The sequence below is a fragment of the Limosilactobacillus pontis genome (assembly GCF_002940945.1).
Taxonomy (GTDB): Bacteria; Bacillota; Bacilli; order Lactobacillales; family Lactobacillaceae; genus Limosilactobacillus; species Limosilactobacillus pontis_A.
On the sequence record NZ_PNFV01000001.1, the window covers coordinates 85,592 to 102,148 of the forward strand.

Below are 16,557 nucleotides of genomic sequence, written 5' to 3' on the forward strand. Positions count from 1 at the left end.
ATGCCATTACTTATCGTTTTAATCGGTGTTGCCCTCTTAATCTTCATGATCGTTAAGTTAAAGCTCAACACCTTCGTTGCCTTAGTTATCACTTCATTTATTGTCGCCCTCCTGCTGGGGTTGCCGCTTACCAAGATCCCGACAACTATTGAAACCGGGATTGGCGGTCAGCTGGGGCACCTGGCTATCATTTTTGGTTTTGGATCAATGCTTGGAAAGCTTGTCTCTGATGCTGGTGGTGGTTACCGGATTGCCACGACCCTTATCGATAAGTTCGGCCGGCGGTGGATTCAAGTTGCCGTTATCCTAGCCTCATTCATTATCGGGCTGGCACTGTTCTTTGAGGTTGGCCTCGTTGTTGTCCTGCCGATTATCTTCATTATCGCCCGTGAGCTTGATATGCCGCTGATGTACCTTGGTATCCCAATGGCTGCCACTCTGAACGTTACCCACGCTTTCCTGCCGCCACACCCGGCACCAACGGCGATCTCTGATATTCTTGGCGCCAACCTCGGTCACGTCCTCCTGCTTGGAATCATTGCTGCGATTCCAACCATTATTATTGCCGGGCCGGTATTCAACTGGTTCCTTCACAAGGTTTATCCAAAGGTTTACCGAAAGAATATCGACATCTCGGTTCTTGGTGAATACAAGGAATTCAGCCTTAACGAGACCCCGAAGTTTGGTATCTCCGTTCTGACAGCGATGATGCCAGTCATCTTAATTGCCGTTGCCACCATCTGCTCATTTATTTTCCCTAAAAGCAACCCCGTTAACGAATTCATCCAATTTATTGGTGCCCCCGACCTCGCAATGCTTCTTTCATTGATTTTTGCCATCTTTACAATGGGGCTTTGGCGGAACAAGAAAATGGGTGAAATTTCCAACTCTATGGTTGCTTCCATTAAACAGATTTCCGTAATGCTCTTGATTATCGGTGGTGGGGGTGCCTTTAAACAGGTCCTTGTTGACGGTGGAATTTCGAAGTATATTTCAACCCTCTTCGCCCAAACCAATATTTCACCAATTCTGGCCGCATGGCTCATCACCGCAATTCTCCGTGTATCGCTAGGGTCATCTACGGTTGCGGCAATGACCGCCGCTGGTCTTGTTGCTCCAATGGCGCATCAGTTCGGTTCCAACTCGGCGATGGCCGCCCTAATGGTTCTATCCGTTGGTGCCGGGTCTGTCTTCTGTGATCACGTCAATGATGCCGGTTTCTGGATGATCAAGGAATACTTTGGCCTCTCTCTGAAGGAAACCCTGCTTTCCTGGTCAACCCTAACCTCCGTCCTGGCAATTGCCGGACTGGGTGCGGTATACGCAATTTCACTATTCGTTTAACATATATCTACACTGCTAATTTAAAAGGGAGCTCCAACACGTTGGGGCTCCTTTTTATAATTGGAGGGGACTCAATCCCCCTATTAGCGTATAATGGACGTAAACAGTAGAATTGGGAAATAGCCGCAGAATGGTTGTTTCCCATTCTTATCTTAAAAAATATTATTACCTGCGTCCTGTCCGTAGTGGTTAATTTGCACGCAGGCAAACCCTGCCATCATTAAAATTTTGTGGGCAGTACTCCTGCTTTGGGGATGCTGTTTGATCCCTTGCTATAACAATCCCGGCCACTTTCTGCTGGCAAAGTTATCCCATGAGGCAGGAACCAAATATTAAGTATAACTAAGGAAGATGACAATGACACAGCACATTACAATTGCAGATGTCGCCAAAGCCGCTGGCGTCTCAGTAACTACCGTTTCCCGGATTCTCAATGGCCACTACGAGAAAATGCGGCCAGCAACCCGCGAGCGCGTCGAAATGGCAATTAATAACCTCAACTATGTCCCAGCTGCATCAGCCCAGCGCCTTCGCCAAGCACAGGGCCACGTAATCGGCGTCCTGGTCGGCGATATCTCTAACCCCTTTTCATCCCTGCTCGCTAAGGGAATAGATGATATATTGCAGAAGGCGGGCTATGATATCTTGCTAATGAATACAAACAACTCGATTGATACCGAAGCACGGGCATTAAGACGGCTATACCAGCAACGGGTCGATGGAATAATCGTCCAGCCGAATTCCCGTCATTTTTCGCAGTACGAATTTGCCAAAAGGAATAATGTTCCCCTTGTCATTGTCGATCGGGAAGTCGATGACCAGCCGCAAACTACCGGTAAGGTTACCAGTACCAACCGGGATGCCTGCTATCAACTGGGGAAGCTACTCAGCCAGCGTGGTTATGACAATATCCTAACCATTAGCGCCCGCTTTGCTGAAGCATCGGGACAAATCCCCCGGATTGCCGGTCTTAAGCTGGCGGCAAAAGAGGACGGCCTGAGTTATCATAATATCGAAACACGAGGCCATGACCGGCAGTGGCTAACCCATGCCTTCCATAACCAATTCAATGCACTAAATGGTCGGACGGCCGTCGTTTCATTGATGGGACCCGTTCTCTTTGACCTCCTCAGCATCTTCAGGAATCTTAACCTTACCTTCCCGGCCGACGTGGGACTCGTCAGCTTTGATGACTGGGAATGGTCACAGTACGTGGGTGATGGAATCTTTCTTTTAAAACAGGATATGGAACTGATGGGCAACATCGCCGCCGATAAGTTGCTGACGCAAATAAGTAAGAAGGATAGTGCTAGTTCAACCACCCTTCTCCCCGTCGAAACCGTCGAACGGCATTCACTTTAGCAGGATAAAGCAAGGAGGAAAAATAATGGCGCAGATTTCAATTCGCCACTCGACAAGTGCTGACTTAGACCAAATCATGAAGATTGTGGACGATGCTAAAATGCTATTAAAGAAGGAAGGCAGTCCACAGTGGCAAGATGGGCATCCCAGTCGAGAGATGTTTGCGGCAGATATCAAGGATCAGACCAACTGGGTATTGACCGTTGGTAATGAAATTGCCGGTACAGCTACCCTTCAATCTACCCCAGAACCGACCTATTCCGAGATAAGAGACGGCGCATGGCAAATAATCGATCAACCATATGCCACGATTCACCGGGTGGCCATCTCCAGTAGTTTCCGCGGTCAGCATTTAGGCAAATACTTATTCTCTAACCTGATTTCAATGGGGCAGGTTCAAGGAATCAAAAATTTTCGCCTCGATACCTATCCCAAGAACACTAGGATGCAACACCTGGCAGAAAGTTTTGGCTTCGTCAAGCGCGGCCAAGTCCTCGTTGACGATAAAATTGATCCCCACCGGATTGCTTTTGAATTAAACATCGCAGACTAAATTAAACGTGGTTGTGACAAAACAATGTTTTGCCGCAACCACGTTTGCTTATTGTCGAATATTACAAAGATATCACGTGCCAACAATCGTCCTAGGCTAGCCTTACAGGTTCTAACCGTGGGTTGTGTCACAACTCTATTTTGTCCATTAGGAATCCGCTAACACATAATCAATCTTTTCGACCCGTGGAAAGTGCTTTTTGATCTTTAACGTTAACTGATCTTTCTGATCGTGGTCCATCTTTTTATTAAGTTCCACAATAATCGAATCCTTATTATTTGTATCACTAACGGAAGTAACTGAATTAATATTGCGCGATAACTTGGCAATCTCTTTATTTTGCTTATCCTGATCTTTTAAGCGTTGCCTATTCTTTTCAGCCTCTGCCTGTTTTTGCTGGTTGATAATACTTGTTACCTGGTTATTGAACTGGGCTTCCGTCGCCGCATTTAGCTGAGCAACCTGGATAACATTTAATGAATATCCCTTAAGATCATAACTAGTTAATTTTTCCTTGATATGTTTGATTTTCCTTGAGTCTGCCTTAGAACCAGAGATTGTTAAATTAATGGTTTTGCTTTGATTATCAACATCTTCTTTAATGACTAACGAATCAGCAAATTCTGACGAGACCAATTTGTGAACATTATTCTCAACAATTGATTGCTGAACCATTTGTTTTGCCGAAAAGACACTAGGTACAATCAGCAATAATAAGACCGTTATAAAGATAAACTCTTTGCTAGTCGGCAGGCGAAAGAAACTAGCAGGAGAACCCTTAGGACGGCCTAACCAGTGCATAATCTTAGCCCCTAAAAATGCGGTTAAAATAATAAAAACCGCATTAATCAAGAAGAGGTAAGCCGCACCAAGGAAAAATCGTAAATTATGTACCGCAATTCCATAGCCGGCCGTACAAAGCGGGGGCATTAGCGCAGTAGCAATGGCCACTCCAGGGACAATATTAGTCACTTCTTTTTTGCTGGCACCGATAATGCCTGCTACCCCACCAAAAAAAGCAATCATTACATCCCAAATGGTCGGGCTGGTTCGGGCGAGGATCTCCTTGCTTGCATAGGAAAGCGGTGAAAAGAAGAAATAGCTGGTGGATGCCAGAATACTAATCACAATTTCCACAAGGATTGTAATACCACCGTTTTTGATCAGTTTAGTATCATAAATAGCCAGCCCAGCACCGATCGCCAATAGGGGCGACATCAAGGGAGAGATTAACATGGCACCAATAATGGTTGCCGTTGAGTTCATATTTAGTCCAATGCTGGCGATAAATATTGCACATGTTAAGATCACGAGGTTCTCTATATTTAGCTTGCTATCATTAGTAAGCTTCTTAATAAAGCTGCTGGTTAACATACTGTGGTGACTCCTTATGATTTGTATTACCTCCCTGGTAAGGAGAGCCAATTTGACAGGCCTTTTTCTAAACCATTATACTTTATCTTGTAACGTAATTTCTTAAATATAAAGGAGAGAAAGCCAAGATCATACCGACTAATCATAACTATAACAAAAAGAACTACAAAAAAGCACCAATTAAAGAAGTCCATTTACGGGTATTTTTAGCAATCGTTCTTGGACAAATAGCTTGCGGATACGCATTAGGAATATCCGGAACTGCATTAAACGATGCACAAAACTATATCCATATTAGCGATCTTTGGGTTGGCCTAATCGGGGCTGGTAGCTTGCTAGGACTAATGGGGAGCGCCATTATGGGCCGGATTGCCGATCAATTTGGTCGCCGGAAAATGCTCATGATCGACATGTACTTATTCGCACTTCTCTCCCTGCTCCAGCTGTTAACGGTAAATCCATTGGCACTATTTCTTATCCGTTTCCTTATCGGACTAATGATCGCCATTGACTATACCGTTGGTAATTCCTTATTAGTCGAATGGCTGCCTCTTAATGAGAGTGGTAAGCGACAGAGCCAGTTAATTGTTTATTGGACCATCGGATTCATTCTCTCGTATATCGCTGGGATTACAATTCACGGCTTTGGCAGTCGAAACTGGCAGATAATTCTGGCTTCATCAGCCATTTTAGGCTTGATTACCGCAATTTTTCGTTCGGTTGCCAAGCTTCCGGCATCCCCCAGCTGGTTGGCCAGCCAAGGTGAATACAAGACCGCCCAAAAATTAATTCAGAAGCATATTGGTAAAAAGTGGGGTCTACCATTCAAACTCCTAAAAGCAAAGCCAACCGATAGCGTGTCATGGAAGACCCTGTTTACAAAACAGTATCGCCGCAGAACACTGGTCGGCGGACTGTTCTATGCTTGCCAGGCTTTTGCTTTCTTTGGCATCAGTATCTTCTTACCTATTTTGCTAGAAAGCATGGGGATGAGCGACAGTAACTTTTCCGGAATTCTTTATAACGGCTGTATGCTAGTCGGAGTTCTCCTTGGTAGCCGACTATTCCAAACCTTAAGCCGTCGTACTTTCCTGATTGGGTCATTTTTCTTATCAGCATTAGCCCTTTTGCTAATGCTACTTGGGCCTGCCCGTTCTTTCGTCTTTCAAATGGCGTTCTTTGCCCTGTTTTCAATTATTCTCTCTTCCAGCCTGACATTAGACTATCCCTATCCAACTGAGCTATTTGACATTAAGGTACGAGCAACCGGTGTAGGAACTAGCATTACGATCAGCCGAATTGGGGCAGCTAGTGGGACCTTCTTGTTACCTATCCTGACTAGCCTTGGCGGCGCCCACCTCGCCATGCTGGTTTGCCTGGTGGTTTTAATTGTCGGTGGAACCATCTGCCTAATCTGGGCACCAGAAACGTCGCCTAAATACATCTCAAAAAACAACTAAATTTAAGAAAGGGGCCGCCAGCGTTTAGATTTCATAAACGCTGGCGGCCCCTTTGTATATTGTACTTCTATTTATGTTAGGAGATATCTCCTATTTAATATCCCTTACTAAACGGATAAATTTATCTCGCACTTTTTCATCAATTCCAGTAGCGGCAACTGACCGTAGTGGCATATTGGCCGAAATTGCTACCCATTGCTCATCATCCATCATTGGCTTTAAGACTTCATAAAGGCCCGAGTCTTTGAGCGCTGATTGAACTTGTGGATCCTGATCGTTCCAGATGTCACCAATGTAACTATCCGCCGTAATTTCACCCAATGGACTAACGCCAATCGTCAAGTCGAAGTTGGCTGTTAAGCGAATATCCCGCGAAGAACTGCCAACCATAATCTCGTAGGCACCATTATCGGCTTCCCACTGCTGCTTGGCAACATTATAATAGCTAAACGCCCGCCGCGGCAGACTAAGCGTTACCGCCGTACTTTCCCCAGGCTGAAGTGTTACCTTCACAAAGTCACGTAGTTCTTTTACCGGCATTACCACCCGGCTCACGCGGTTAGCAACATAGACTTGAGCAACTTCTTTACCAGCAACATTCCCGCTATTGGTAATCGTAAATTCAACCTTCACCTCGTTACGTTCTTCATTAACCCGTAAGTCAGAATAATCAAAACTAGTGTAACTTAACCCATGACCAAACGGGAAGCGTACTGGCATCTCATACAGGTCGTAGTAACGGTAGCCAACAAAGATCCCTTCACGATAATCTTCCTCATCATGGTCCCTGTCAAAAGTCCCGTACGTTGGATTATCCTGCAAACGAAGCGGGAAACTTTCGGATAGCTTACCAGATGGATTAACCTTCCCAGTCAAAATATCCCAGGTAGCTTCACCAACTGTTTCACCAGCCAGGTAAGTTTCAACAATCGCCGGTACTTGGTCTGCCCACGGCATCTCAACCACCGAACCATTTTGTAGCACAACCGTTACGTTCGGATTAACCTTCACCACCTGAGCTAAAAGTTCATTTTGGTTTCTCGGCAACGAAATGGTCTTCTTATCAAAACCCTCCGTTTCCATCTGCTCGGGGAAGCCGGCAAAGAAGATCACCCGGTCACTTTGTTTAGCCAGCTGCAACGCATCCTTGGTTAAGTTTTCATCTGAAGTGCTCGTCGTTAGTGAATAGCCTGCCGCATAGTTTGCACTGGCCGGTGCCGCATCTAGCGGTGTCACAACGTGGTGAGCGTTAACGTGAGAACTCCCGCCGCCCTCAAAGCGAGGCTTCGCAGCCAGTTCCCCAATAATTGCGAGTGACTCACTCGTCTTTAATGGCAGCTGGTGATGATCATTTTTAAGAAGGACAATGCTGTCATCAGCCATCTGCCGAGCAAACTCATGTTGTTCTTCCTTATCATATGGTTCCTTCTTATTGACATCCTTCCCCCATTTTTCAACCATCTTTAAAACCCGCAGTACAGACCGGTTCAACGTTGACTCCTGTAACCGGCCTTCCTTAACTGCTGTCACAACTTCATCAACCGAGGCCTGACCCTTTCCAGGCATCTCAAGATCTAACCCGGCCTTGAGTGCTGCAACATGATCAGCTACCGCACCCCAGTCAGACATCACAAGTCCTTCAAAGCCCCATTCGTTCCGCAAGATATCTGTCAGAAGCCGCTGATTTTGTGAATTTAGCGTTCCATTCAGGCGATTATAGGAGCACATTAAGGTTGCGGGATGTGCTTCCTTTACAATCCGTTCAAACTGGGCAAGGTAAATTTCCCGAAGTGTCCGTTCATCAATATTGGACGAAGACGTAAAGCGCTGATCTTCACGGTTATTAGCCGCGAAGTGCTTAACGCTGACTCCGACACCCTCTTCTTGAACTCCCTTAACGTAAGCGGTTGCCATCCGGCCCGTTAACAGTGGATCCTCTGAAAAATATTCAAAGTTCCGTCCGGCTAACGGACTTCGCTTGATATTAACTCCCGGGCCCAACAGTACACCGAGTTTCTCAGCATTAGCTGCTACACCAAGGTGGTGCCCCAGTTTAAATAGCATTTGATCATCAAAGGAACTGGCCGTCAGTGCTGAAGAAGGAAAACAAACCGCATCCACCGAACTATTAATATCTGCCGGCGCAACATCAATGTCTTGCTTTCGCAGACCTGATGGGCCATCAGACATCATCATCCGATCAACACCCGGTACCTTAGCAGTAAACCAAAAGTCCTTCCCCGAAACCAGCGATGCCCGTTCTTCCAGTGTTAATCCTTCAACAAAATCAAGGTCAATTTTTACCATTTTATCTAGTCCTTTCTAGATTTATTTTAACACCGACATTCATGACCCCAATATAGCAAAAAGAATGTGAGAAGGTCTACTCCCCCAGCTTGTAGATGGGGATAACCGGTCCTGGTGGGGCCTGAACAGCCTTGCCATGATAAAGATCATCATCTTCTTGGGCCTGATGCAGGGTGCAAATCCCGCTCGCTTGATAACGGCTGAGAATTCGGTCCAGGTAGTTGAAACGCGGTTTATCCGCAAACCGGGCCATTGAATCGATGGCAAAATCGACGACCGCAGGTGAGAGTTTCTCAATGTAGTCGGTTAAAATCCGTTGCTGAGTGGGGGTGAGTTTTATGTGAAGACTTTTAAGTTTGGCTTCAGCAGCACTAGTAGTCTCATTTAAACTATCCTTACCCTTTCCTGACTTAACCTGACTTGACCTAACCTGGGGATCCACCTTGGAGCCGTTTTGGATCCGTCTTGGTTCCACAGTGGTTCGATCCTGAACAGGGAGCTCATCCACCGCAGTCGCCAGCTGATAACGCTTGTTGCGATCAACAGCCAGCTGCTTGCGATCTGTCGAGTAAATGGTGGGCGTATAGCGGTCCTTCTTGACGTAGTTGGACACCTGCCAGTCCTTGATTGCGACCACCCCATCATCAAAGATAATCAAATACCCTCGCTCAACCAAAGCCTTGAGGTCATCGTCACTGGCCCCGATCATCCGCTTGATCGACTTCGGGTTGCCGACAAAGCCATCATCGTCAGCACTCATCCCCAGGTGAAAGTACAGGGTCTGGGCGGTTAGTGCCATGTCGAGGAAGCGGTCCGTTTCAACCACCTTTTGACTAAACATTCTTCTTTGTGCCATGCTTATCTCCTCCTTTGGCTTACAAAGCCTTTACCCTTAAATACGGTTGAACCAGCGTCAATGTAAACCTTCGTGGCTGAGATCACGTCACCCGTTGTACTTAGTTTGACAATTAGCCTAAAACAAAAAGCGCCAACCGAAGTCAGCGCAGATATGCTCCCCCTAAGGTAGATGGAATCTTTGTATAATTCCGTGTCTACCCTAGGGGGAGTAGCCCATTTCGAGGGTGTCGTCTTCTCTGTTGAAACGATAATGGGTGGCAAATAAGTAGCTTCCTTTTCCTATTTAGTCAATCCTCACCTCATCCAATTACAAAAAGTCAGTTTGTTCATGGCATTTTCACACGTATTCAAAGCCCGTGAAACACAAATCAAGTGGCAACGAGATTTTGGGGCAAAATGAAGCGGAATTTATTTGCACGGCACACAAAATGCAAAGTCAAAGTGGGATGACACTATTTTTAGCTTGTAATCGAAGCAGAAAGCCACCTATTAGCCACTTATCAGTGTTTCACAACGTCTGGAAGCCTTGATTGGCATAGAGACATCTAATGAGCCTACCGTTTCTTGTGCCCCCAATATTGAAAGAGGTCAGTTCGCAGCGCCCCGTTGTAGAGCTTGCGCCGCTTGGTAGCTGGGGCACCGTAGTACTTCTCGAACTCCATGTCGGCCGTTAGAATATATTTACTCCAGGTTGTCAACGGCCGGTAGAGAGTCCCCATCTGCCGGTAGAGTTCGTGGACCGCCTCATGATCGCTTAGCCGCTCCCCATACGGCGGGTTGGCGACGATGACCCCGTTGAGCTCATCGGTACGCCAGTCCTTGACAGCCAGCTGCTTGAAGGTGATGTCGTGGGTCAACCCCGCGGCCCGGCAATTCTCGTCAGCGATGTCAATCATGTTCTGGTCGATGTCATAGCCGTGAATCTCCAATTCAACGTCGTAGTCGGCCGCCGCATCCGCCTCATCGCGAACCTCATCGGATAGGCCGTCCGGAGTCAGGTTGACCCACTGCTCGCAGATGAAGGACCGGTTGATCCCTGGTGCAATGTTATGTCCATACAGGGCGGCCTCAATTGGGATCGTCCCCGAACCACAAACGGGATCAACAAACGGGTTATCCGGGAACCAGTGAGCCAGCATCACCAGGGCCGCTGCCATGTTCTCCTTCAGCGGTGCGCCCCCCTTATTCTTCCGGTAACCCCGCTTGAAGAGTCCCTCCCCGGTGGTATCCAGGGTCAGTAGGACGTGATCCTTGTTGATGGCAACCTCCAGCGGGTAAAGGGCCCCGGTTTCCGGTAGGCGGGTCCGCCGGTGGTAGAAGTGGTTCAACCGCTGGACAATCGCCTTCTTCACGATTGCCTGAACGCTGGGCACGTTATGCAGCTGAGAGTGATGACTCTTTCCCTCAACCGGAAACTGAGCATCGACCGGCAGGAAATTCTCCCATGCCAGGTCGTTGGTCCGGTCAAACAACTCTTCAAAGTTGCGGGCGTCGAACTCGCCGACCACAATTTTGACCCGGTCCGCGGTTCGCAGCCAGAGATTGGTCCGCAGAATGTCTTTCATATCCCCCTGGTAACGGACCCGGCCGTTCTCCACCCGGGTGTCATACCCCAGGCGCCGTAGCTCCTTGCCGACTAGGGCCTCAATACCGGCCGCTGCCGTTGCGATCAATTGATACTTCTCCACAATTATTGCTCCTTTGCTTCATAGTGCTACCAGTATTCTACCATACTAGAAACGAAGCTGTGACATAACCCACGGTTAGGACCTGTAAGGCTAGCCTAGGACGATTGTTGGCACGGAACGGGCCAGCAATTGTCCGTAGCTAGACTCTAAGGTCCTGGGTTATGGCACGTGATATCTTTGTAATATTCGACAATAAGCAAACGGGGTTGCGGCAAAACATTGTTTTGTCACAATCCCGTTCTTTTAATTAATAGTTATCCTCACGCATCGACTCCGGCCAGCCGTCGAGTGCCTGCTTACGATCGAGGCCCTCTAGGATACGCCGGTCAGCACTATCCAGCTCAAAGTCAAAGATCCCCAGGTTCTGGGCCATGTGCTCCGGGTTCAGGGTCTTAGGAATCACCACGATCCCCTCCTGGTTGAGAAAGCGCAAAACAACCTGGGCTGGGGTGCGATGGTACTTAGCAGCGATCTTGACCAGCTCCGGGGCATCCATGAAGCCTGGCTGACCCTCACCCAGCGGAGCATAGGACTCGTGGACAATCCCCCGACTCGCCAGGAAGGCATGCATCCGCTTCTGCTGCCAACGCAGGTGGGTTTCGATCTGGTCAACCATCGGTACCACCGTCGAATTATCAATGATTGTCTGAACCTGGGCAGCATTAAAGTTGCTCAAGCCAATTGCCCGCACCTTGCCGTCTTGGTAGGCATCTTCCAGTGCCCGGTAGGTTTCAAGATCGTTCCCGGTTGGCCAGTGGATCAGGACCAGATCAAAGTAGTCATGGTTAAACCGGTTCAGCGATTCATCTAATCCCTGCTTGGTCGCAGCGTAACCAGTCGTCTGGACCTTTGTAGTTACAAAGACCTCATCCCGGGGCAGGCCACTCTCCTGGATAGCCTCGCCAACTCCAGCCTCGTTGCCATAGTACTGGGCCGTATCGATCAATCGGTAACCCGTACGTAGGGCCTGGAGGACGTTATCCCGGGGCGTGCTCACCGGAATCTGATAGGTCCCGTAGCCAACCATCGGCATGACCACGTCATTGTTTAACCTTACTGTTTTCATGAAAAGTCACTCCTTTATCATCGTTAACGAACGTCTCCATTATACACCCTGCTAAATTTAAAAATAAAAAGCCCGGACGAATCCGGGCACCTGTTTGCAAGCATCTGTAGGCCATGTTTTGTCGTAGAACCACCACCAGGTAATGATGGCCCCGAGGTAATCATCTATCTCAGAGTAAAAAACTCTCCCCTGGAATCACTTCAATTCGTTATCCAAAGCTCCCCTACCGTAGTTTGGGTTTACCGCTTGAGGGGTTTACCGCGTTCCACCAGGTCAGTTTCCCGACCTGTATCGTCACTGTGGCACTTTTCAGGAATACTCGGGCATCGCCGAAGCATTAGCCGTTTTTTCCGCCGTCACCGAAGAATCGGTGCCCCGCCTTATTTTTTCAGCGAGCACAAACACTACAGGCATCGCAGCCTGTGCGAGCATGGACCTTCCTAACACAACATAAGCTGTGCTCAATTACCCAAAGCTTGCAAAGTATTCAATTTTAAGAACGTATCTTATAGCAGATGGGAGTCATCTTGACCCTGACCCTCATTGATCTGAGAGCCAAAGACCCGCCGTTCCAAATTAGACAGCCGCTTCAGGATATCCATGTTGGTGGCGTTAGAAACCGGCTGTTGACTATTGGTGTGGGCACTCATCGTGGAGCCCACCTCAACCTGCCGATTCAGCTCATCAACCTTGGTCCGCAGGCGCTCATTCTCGTTGTTCAAGCGGTCAAGCTCCTTGTTGTAGGTGTCGTAATCCTTGATAACATCGTCCAGGAAGGCATCGACATCAGCCTCATCATAGCCCTTACCAATGTTCTTTTCCTTAAACTGTTTATGCAAGATATCTTGCGGTGTAAACTTAATGTTATCCAACTCAAACACCCCTTTAAGCTATACGTGACACAATAATTATTTTACCAAACTCACCCGTAAATTCAAGGGGTCATTCCTGATTTTTTGAATGCTGTTCTTCCTGCCACATGACCGCCGCCTCCTGGAGTTCGTCAAAGTCAATTAAGGTGATCGGGTAATCCCCCTGCTCCTGGTATTGCTGAGCCTGGCGGTAATCATACTGGGGCTTGCCCGCGTATTCCGGATCATAGACCATCAGCATGGCGTCCGTATGGTCCAGCATGAAGCGCTGGTAGGTCCGCAGCTGCTGGGGCGACTGGTAAGGGTGGTCGGTCACTGGGGCGGTGAAATCAACCTTGCTCTTAATTATCGCCAGTTTTTCCTGGTTGCCCTCGTTCCAGCGCTGATCAAATGCCGTGTAGGGTTCCATCAGGGCCAAGCGAACCTGGGGATAATCATCCTTGAGGGTTAGGCCGCACTCCAGGGCCCACCGCTCGACCCCCATCTGGGGACCCGAGATCAGCCAGCACTCTTCCGGATCTTCCTCTAGGTAGTTTTTCAGGTAGTCGGTCAAGACCTTTTTGATAACCTGGACCTTGGGATCATCATCCTTAAATACGTTCAATTCATAGCTGCGATAGCCGGTTACCCATAAGCGGCGCACGAAACTCACCTCCGTAACATTTCTGTATCATTATTTTACCCGACATTCTGGTATAATATAAGGCTAGTTAGGAGAGTGATGCAAAAATGACGATTCACTATCCCAATGGTCAACACCCGCGGCAGACATATCATGTCAACCGTGATCTGCCGACACCCCACCAATCGATCTATGCCAAGCGGGGGATGTCGTTAGAGGATGAGATTAACCATAGTAACCAGTACTACCTGGCCCGCCACATCGCAGTAATCCATAAGAAGCCAACCCCCATTCAATTGGTCAAGGTCGATTACCCGAAGCGGAGTGCGGCCGTGATCCGGGAGGCCTATTTCCGCCGCCCATCGACCACGGACTACAATGGAATATACCGGGGCCGCTACATCGATTTCGATGCCAAGGAAACGCGCAATCGCCGTTCATTCCCCCTGAAAAATTTTCATTCTCACCAGATCAACCACATGCGGGAATGTGTCAACCAAGGCGGGATTTGTTTTGCCTTCATCAAATTCACTGACCTGGACCTTGTCTATCTATTACCTGCAACAATTCTATTTCATTATTGGGACGAGCAGGGTCAGGGTGGCCGCAAATCAATCGCGTTGGCTGATATCCAACACTGGGGCTTCCAGATTGAATACCAGCTCAACCCCCGCCTACCATATTTAAAGGCAGTCGATCAGATTATCGCTGCCGAACGCAAAGGAGTTTATCATGACAAGTAATGATCAACCGCGTCGCAGCGACCGGCACCGGCCTGACTACGATGACTATGACTACAATAATGATGAACCGCGTCACGGAGGACTCGTCAAGCGGATCCTCCTCTGGATTCTCGGGATCATCATCCTGTTGTTTGTGGCGGGAACCGCCCTCTTCTTCTACTATGCCTCCAGTGCTCCCCGCATCAGCCGGAGTGAGTTAGCCGGACAGAGTACCACCACAATCTATGACGACCAAAACCGGATTATCTCCCGACTGGGTGCTCAGAAGCGTGAATACGCCAAGAGCGATCAGGTACCAGACACCCTCAAGCACGCCGTCGTCGCAATTGAGGACCGGCGCTTCTACAAACACCACGGGGTCGACCCGATCCGGATCGTCGGTGCTGCTACCGCCAACATTTTCGGCCGCTCCGCCGGAATGCAGGGTGGTAGTACCCTGACTCAGCAATTGGTTAAGCTGTCGGTCTTCTCAACTGCAGCCTCGGATCGGACCTTCAAACGTAAGGCCCAGGAAGCCTGGCTGGCCATCAACGTCGAGCGGCATTTCAGCAAGAACCAGATTCTTGACTTCTACATTAATAAGGTTTACATGGGTAACGGGGTCTACGGGATGCAGACCGCGGCCCAGTATTACTACGGTAAGGACCTCGATGAGCTGGACCTCTCTCAGCAGGCCCTGCTCGCCGGGATGCCGCAGTCACCTTCCTACTACAACCCTCTGGCCGATAATACCAAGTACGCCACCCAACGGCGTAACGAGGTCTTGAACGCTATGGTCCGCAGCAAGTACATCAGTCAGTCCCAGGCCAACCAGGCTGCCAGTGAAAGCGTCACTGACGGTCTCGATCCGGACCACGGCAACACCTCTGGCAACGGAACCGGGGTCAAGGGTAAAGTCATCGACGCCTACGTCAAGCAGGTGTTGGCCAACCTGGAGGCCCGCGGCTATAACCCGTATAACGATGGCCTCAAGGTTCACACCAACCTTGACTTGGACGCCCAAGAACACCTCTACGACGCCGCCAACAACACCATCTCCTTCCAAGGAGATAAGGTGCAGACCGGGGTTGCGGTTACCGATCCCCACAATGGTCAGGTTGTGGCCATGCTTGGGGGGCGGCACACCGGTAACGTCGTCTATGGACTGAACCGGGCCGTTCAGACCAACCGGAGTTCTGGTTCAACCGCTAAGCCGCTGATGGATTATGGTCCAGCCATTGAATACCTGCAATGGCCAACCTTCAAGCGGGTCGAGGATACCAAGTTCGTCTATCCTGGTACTAACAAGGTCCTACGTGACTTCGATAATAAATACAAGGGTTCGATGACGATGCGGGCCGCCCTCGTACAATCGCGGAACGTTCCTGCTATCCGGACCCTCCAAGAGGTCGGCCTCAAACGGGCAACCGACTTTGTCAACGGCCTGGGAATTTCCCAAAAAGATCCTTACACCCTGCAAAGCGGGATCGCCCTCTATATCTCACCACTCCAGGTTTCGGCTGCTTATGCGGCCTTTGCCAATGGCGGAACATACTATAAGCCATACTACATCAGTTCCATCACTACCCAGGACGGGAACGTCAAGCAGTTCAACCCGCAAGGAAAGCGGGCTATGAGCCGGGCTACCGCCTACATGATTACTGACATGCTGAAGGGCGTCTTCGACTCTTCTGAACAGGGAAGTGCCACCGCGGCTAAGCTTGATGGCGTCAACCAGGCTGGGAAGACCGGGACGACCGACTACCCATCCGGCACCGGTCACTCCGGCGCCATGGATTCGTGGATGGCTGGTTATACTAAGAACTACTCGATCGCTGTCTGGACCGGCTATGATCACCCGATGCAATCACCGGGGCTCAGTGATTCCGGTACCCAGTCCGCCATCCTCCTGTACAAGGACCTGATGAGCTACCTCGACAGTCAGAACCACGCAAGCAACTGGGCAATGCCCGATACGGTTGAGGCTGTTCGGGTCAACGGCAAGCGGCAATTAGTCATCAAGGACTCTAAGTGGGCCCTTGAATACGCCGCAAACGTCGACTACGACGATGGCAATGATGATAATGACCACTCCTCATCATCGTCCAGTTCCAGTCACAGCGAATCTAACGGCAGTGAATCCAGCAGTGACAACAATCATCATTCTGGCGAGTCCTCCTCGTCTAGCGCAGCCTCATCTGCTTCCTCTGCAGCTGATTCCTCATCGGCCTCGTCAGCTTCGACGTCTTCCGCGCCGTCTACCGCTCCAGCGCCGAACTCACAACCCGCTAACGACGGTCAATAATCAAAATCAAGCGCAAACAAAAAC

The 16,557-nt window shown here is 49.1% G+C and carries 13 protein-coding genes and 1 other RNA gene; 6 read left to right on the plus strand and 8 right to left on the minus strand.

Annotated elements, in window-relative coordinates; all coding sequences use genetic code 11:
• From CK797_RS00425 to CK797_RS00435, 3 genes are all read left to right on the plus strand, one after another.
• Nucleotides 1-1,344, plus strand: a complete 1,344-nt coding sequence (locus CK797_RS00425; protein WP_104687857.1) for a gluconate:H+ symporter — start codon at nucleotides 1-3, stop codon at nucleotides 1,342-1,344.
• A gap of 357 nt (nucleotides 1,345-1,701) precedes the next feature.
• Nucleotides 1,702-2,706: a LacI family DNA-binding transcriptional regulator gene (locus tag CK797_RS00430; RefSeq protein ID WP_104687858.1), complete on the plus strand. Its 1,005-nt coding sequence runs from the start codon at nucleotides 1,702-1,704 to the stop codon at nucleotides 2,704-2,706.
• A 25-nt stretch (nucleotides 2,707-2,731) separates the two neighbouring features.
• The gene (locus tag CK797_RS00435) at nucleotides 2,732-3,259 is read left to right on the plus strand and encodes a GNAT family N-acetyltransferase (RefSeq protein WP_104687859.1); all 528 of its coding nucleotides are present in this window, start codon (nucleotides 2,732-2,734) and stop codon (nucleotides 3,257-3,259) included.
• Nucleotides 3,260-3,406: 147 nt separating this feature from the next.
• On the opposite strand, the gene CK797_RS00440 is transcribed toward CK797_RS00435, so the two are convergent.
• Complete coding sequence (locus CK797_RS00440) at nucleotides 3,407-4,633, minus strand: DUF389 domain-containing protein (RefSeq protein ID WP_104687860.1); 1,227 nt, start codon at nucleotides 4,631-4,633, stop codon at nucleotides 3,407-3,409.
• 131 nt (nucleotides 4,634-4,764) lie between these two features.
• On the opposite strand from CK797_RS00440, the gene CK797_RS00445 reads away from it, so the two are divergent.
• Nucleotides 4,765-6,093, plus strand: a complete 1,329-nt coding sequence (locus CK797_RS00445) for an MFS transporter (RefSeq protein ID WP_104687861.1) — start codon at nucleotides 4,765-4,767, stop codon at nucleotides 6,091-6,093.
• 90 nt (nucleotides 6,094-6,183) lie between these two features.
• On the opposite strand, the gene CK797_RS00450 is transcribed toward CK797_RS00445, so the two are convergent.
• The 7 genes from CK797_RS00450 to CK797_RS00485 form a co-directional block, all read right to left on the minus strand.
• Nucleotides 6,184-8,400, minus strand: coding sequence for a glycoside hydrolase family 3 C-terminal domain-containing protein (locus tag CK797_RS00450; RefSeq protein ID WP_104687862.1), 2,217 nt, complete (start codon nucleotides 8,398-8,400; stop codon nucleotides 6,184-6,186).
• Between the two features lie 76 nt (nucleotides 8,401-8,476).
• Entirely contained in the window at nucleotides 8,477-9,256 is a 780-nt protein-coding gene (locus CK797_RS00455) for a DnaD domain protein (RefSeq protein WP_104687863.1), read from the minus strand.
• Nucleotides 9,257-9,812: 556 nt separating this feature from the next.
• On the minus strand, nucleotides 9,813-10,946 hold the full coding sequence (locus CK797_RS00465) for a THUMP domain-containing class I SAM-dependent RNA methyltransferase (RefSeq protein ID WP_104687865.1): 1,134 nt from the start codon (nucleotides 10,944-10,946) through the stop codon (nucleotides 9,813-9,815).
• Between the two features lie 247 nt (nucleotides 10,947-11,193).
• Nucleotides 11,194-12,012: an aldo/keto reductase gene (locus CK797_RS00470; RefSeq protein WP_104687866.1), complete on the minus strand. Its 819-nt coding sequence runs from the start codon at nucleotides 12,010-12,012 to the stop codon at nucleotides 11,194-11,196.
• Nucleotides 12,013-12,114: 102 nt separating this feature from the next.
• Nucleotides 12,115-12,489: RNase P RNA component class B (gene rnpB / locus CK797_RS00475), an RNA gene on the minus strand.
• A 29-nt stretch (nucleotides 12,490-12,518) separates the two neighbouring features.
• Nucleotides 12,519-12,884 carry a cell division regulator GpsB gene (gene gpsB / locus CK797_RS00480; protein WP_181049492.1) on the minus strand — a complete coding sequence of 122 codons (366 nt, stop codon included), beginning with the start codon at nucleotides 12,882-12,884 and terminating at the stop codon, nucleotides 12,519-12,521.
• Nucleotides 12,885-12,954: 70 nt separating this feature from the next.
• Nucleotides 12,955-13,527 (minus strand): DUF1273 domain-containing protein, encoded by a 573-nt coding sequence (locus tag CK797_RS00485; RefSeq protein WP_104687868.1) that lies wholly within the window; start codon nucleotides 13,525-13,527, stop codon nucleotides 12,955-12,957.
• A gap of 86 nt (nucleotides 13,528-13,613) precedes the next feature.
• Between CK797_RS00485 and recU the strand changes: the two genes are divergently transcribed.
• Nucleotides 13,614-14,249, plus strand: a complete 636-nt coding sequence (gene recU, locus CK797_RS00490; protein WP_104687869.1) for a Holliday junction resolvase RecU — start codon at nucleotides 13,614-13,616, stop codon at nucleotides 14,247-14,249.
• Complete coding sequence (locus CK797_RS00495; protein ID WP_104687870.1) at nucleotides 14,239-16,533, plus strand: PBP1A family penicillin-binding protein; 2,295 nt, start codon at nucleotides 14,239-14,241, stop codon at nucleotides 16,531-16,533. The genes recU and CK797_RS00495 overlap by 11 nt, the downstream gene beginning before the upstream one ends.
• Nucleotides 16,534-16,557: the final 24 nt, after the last annotated feature.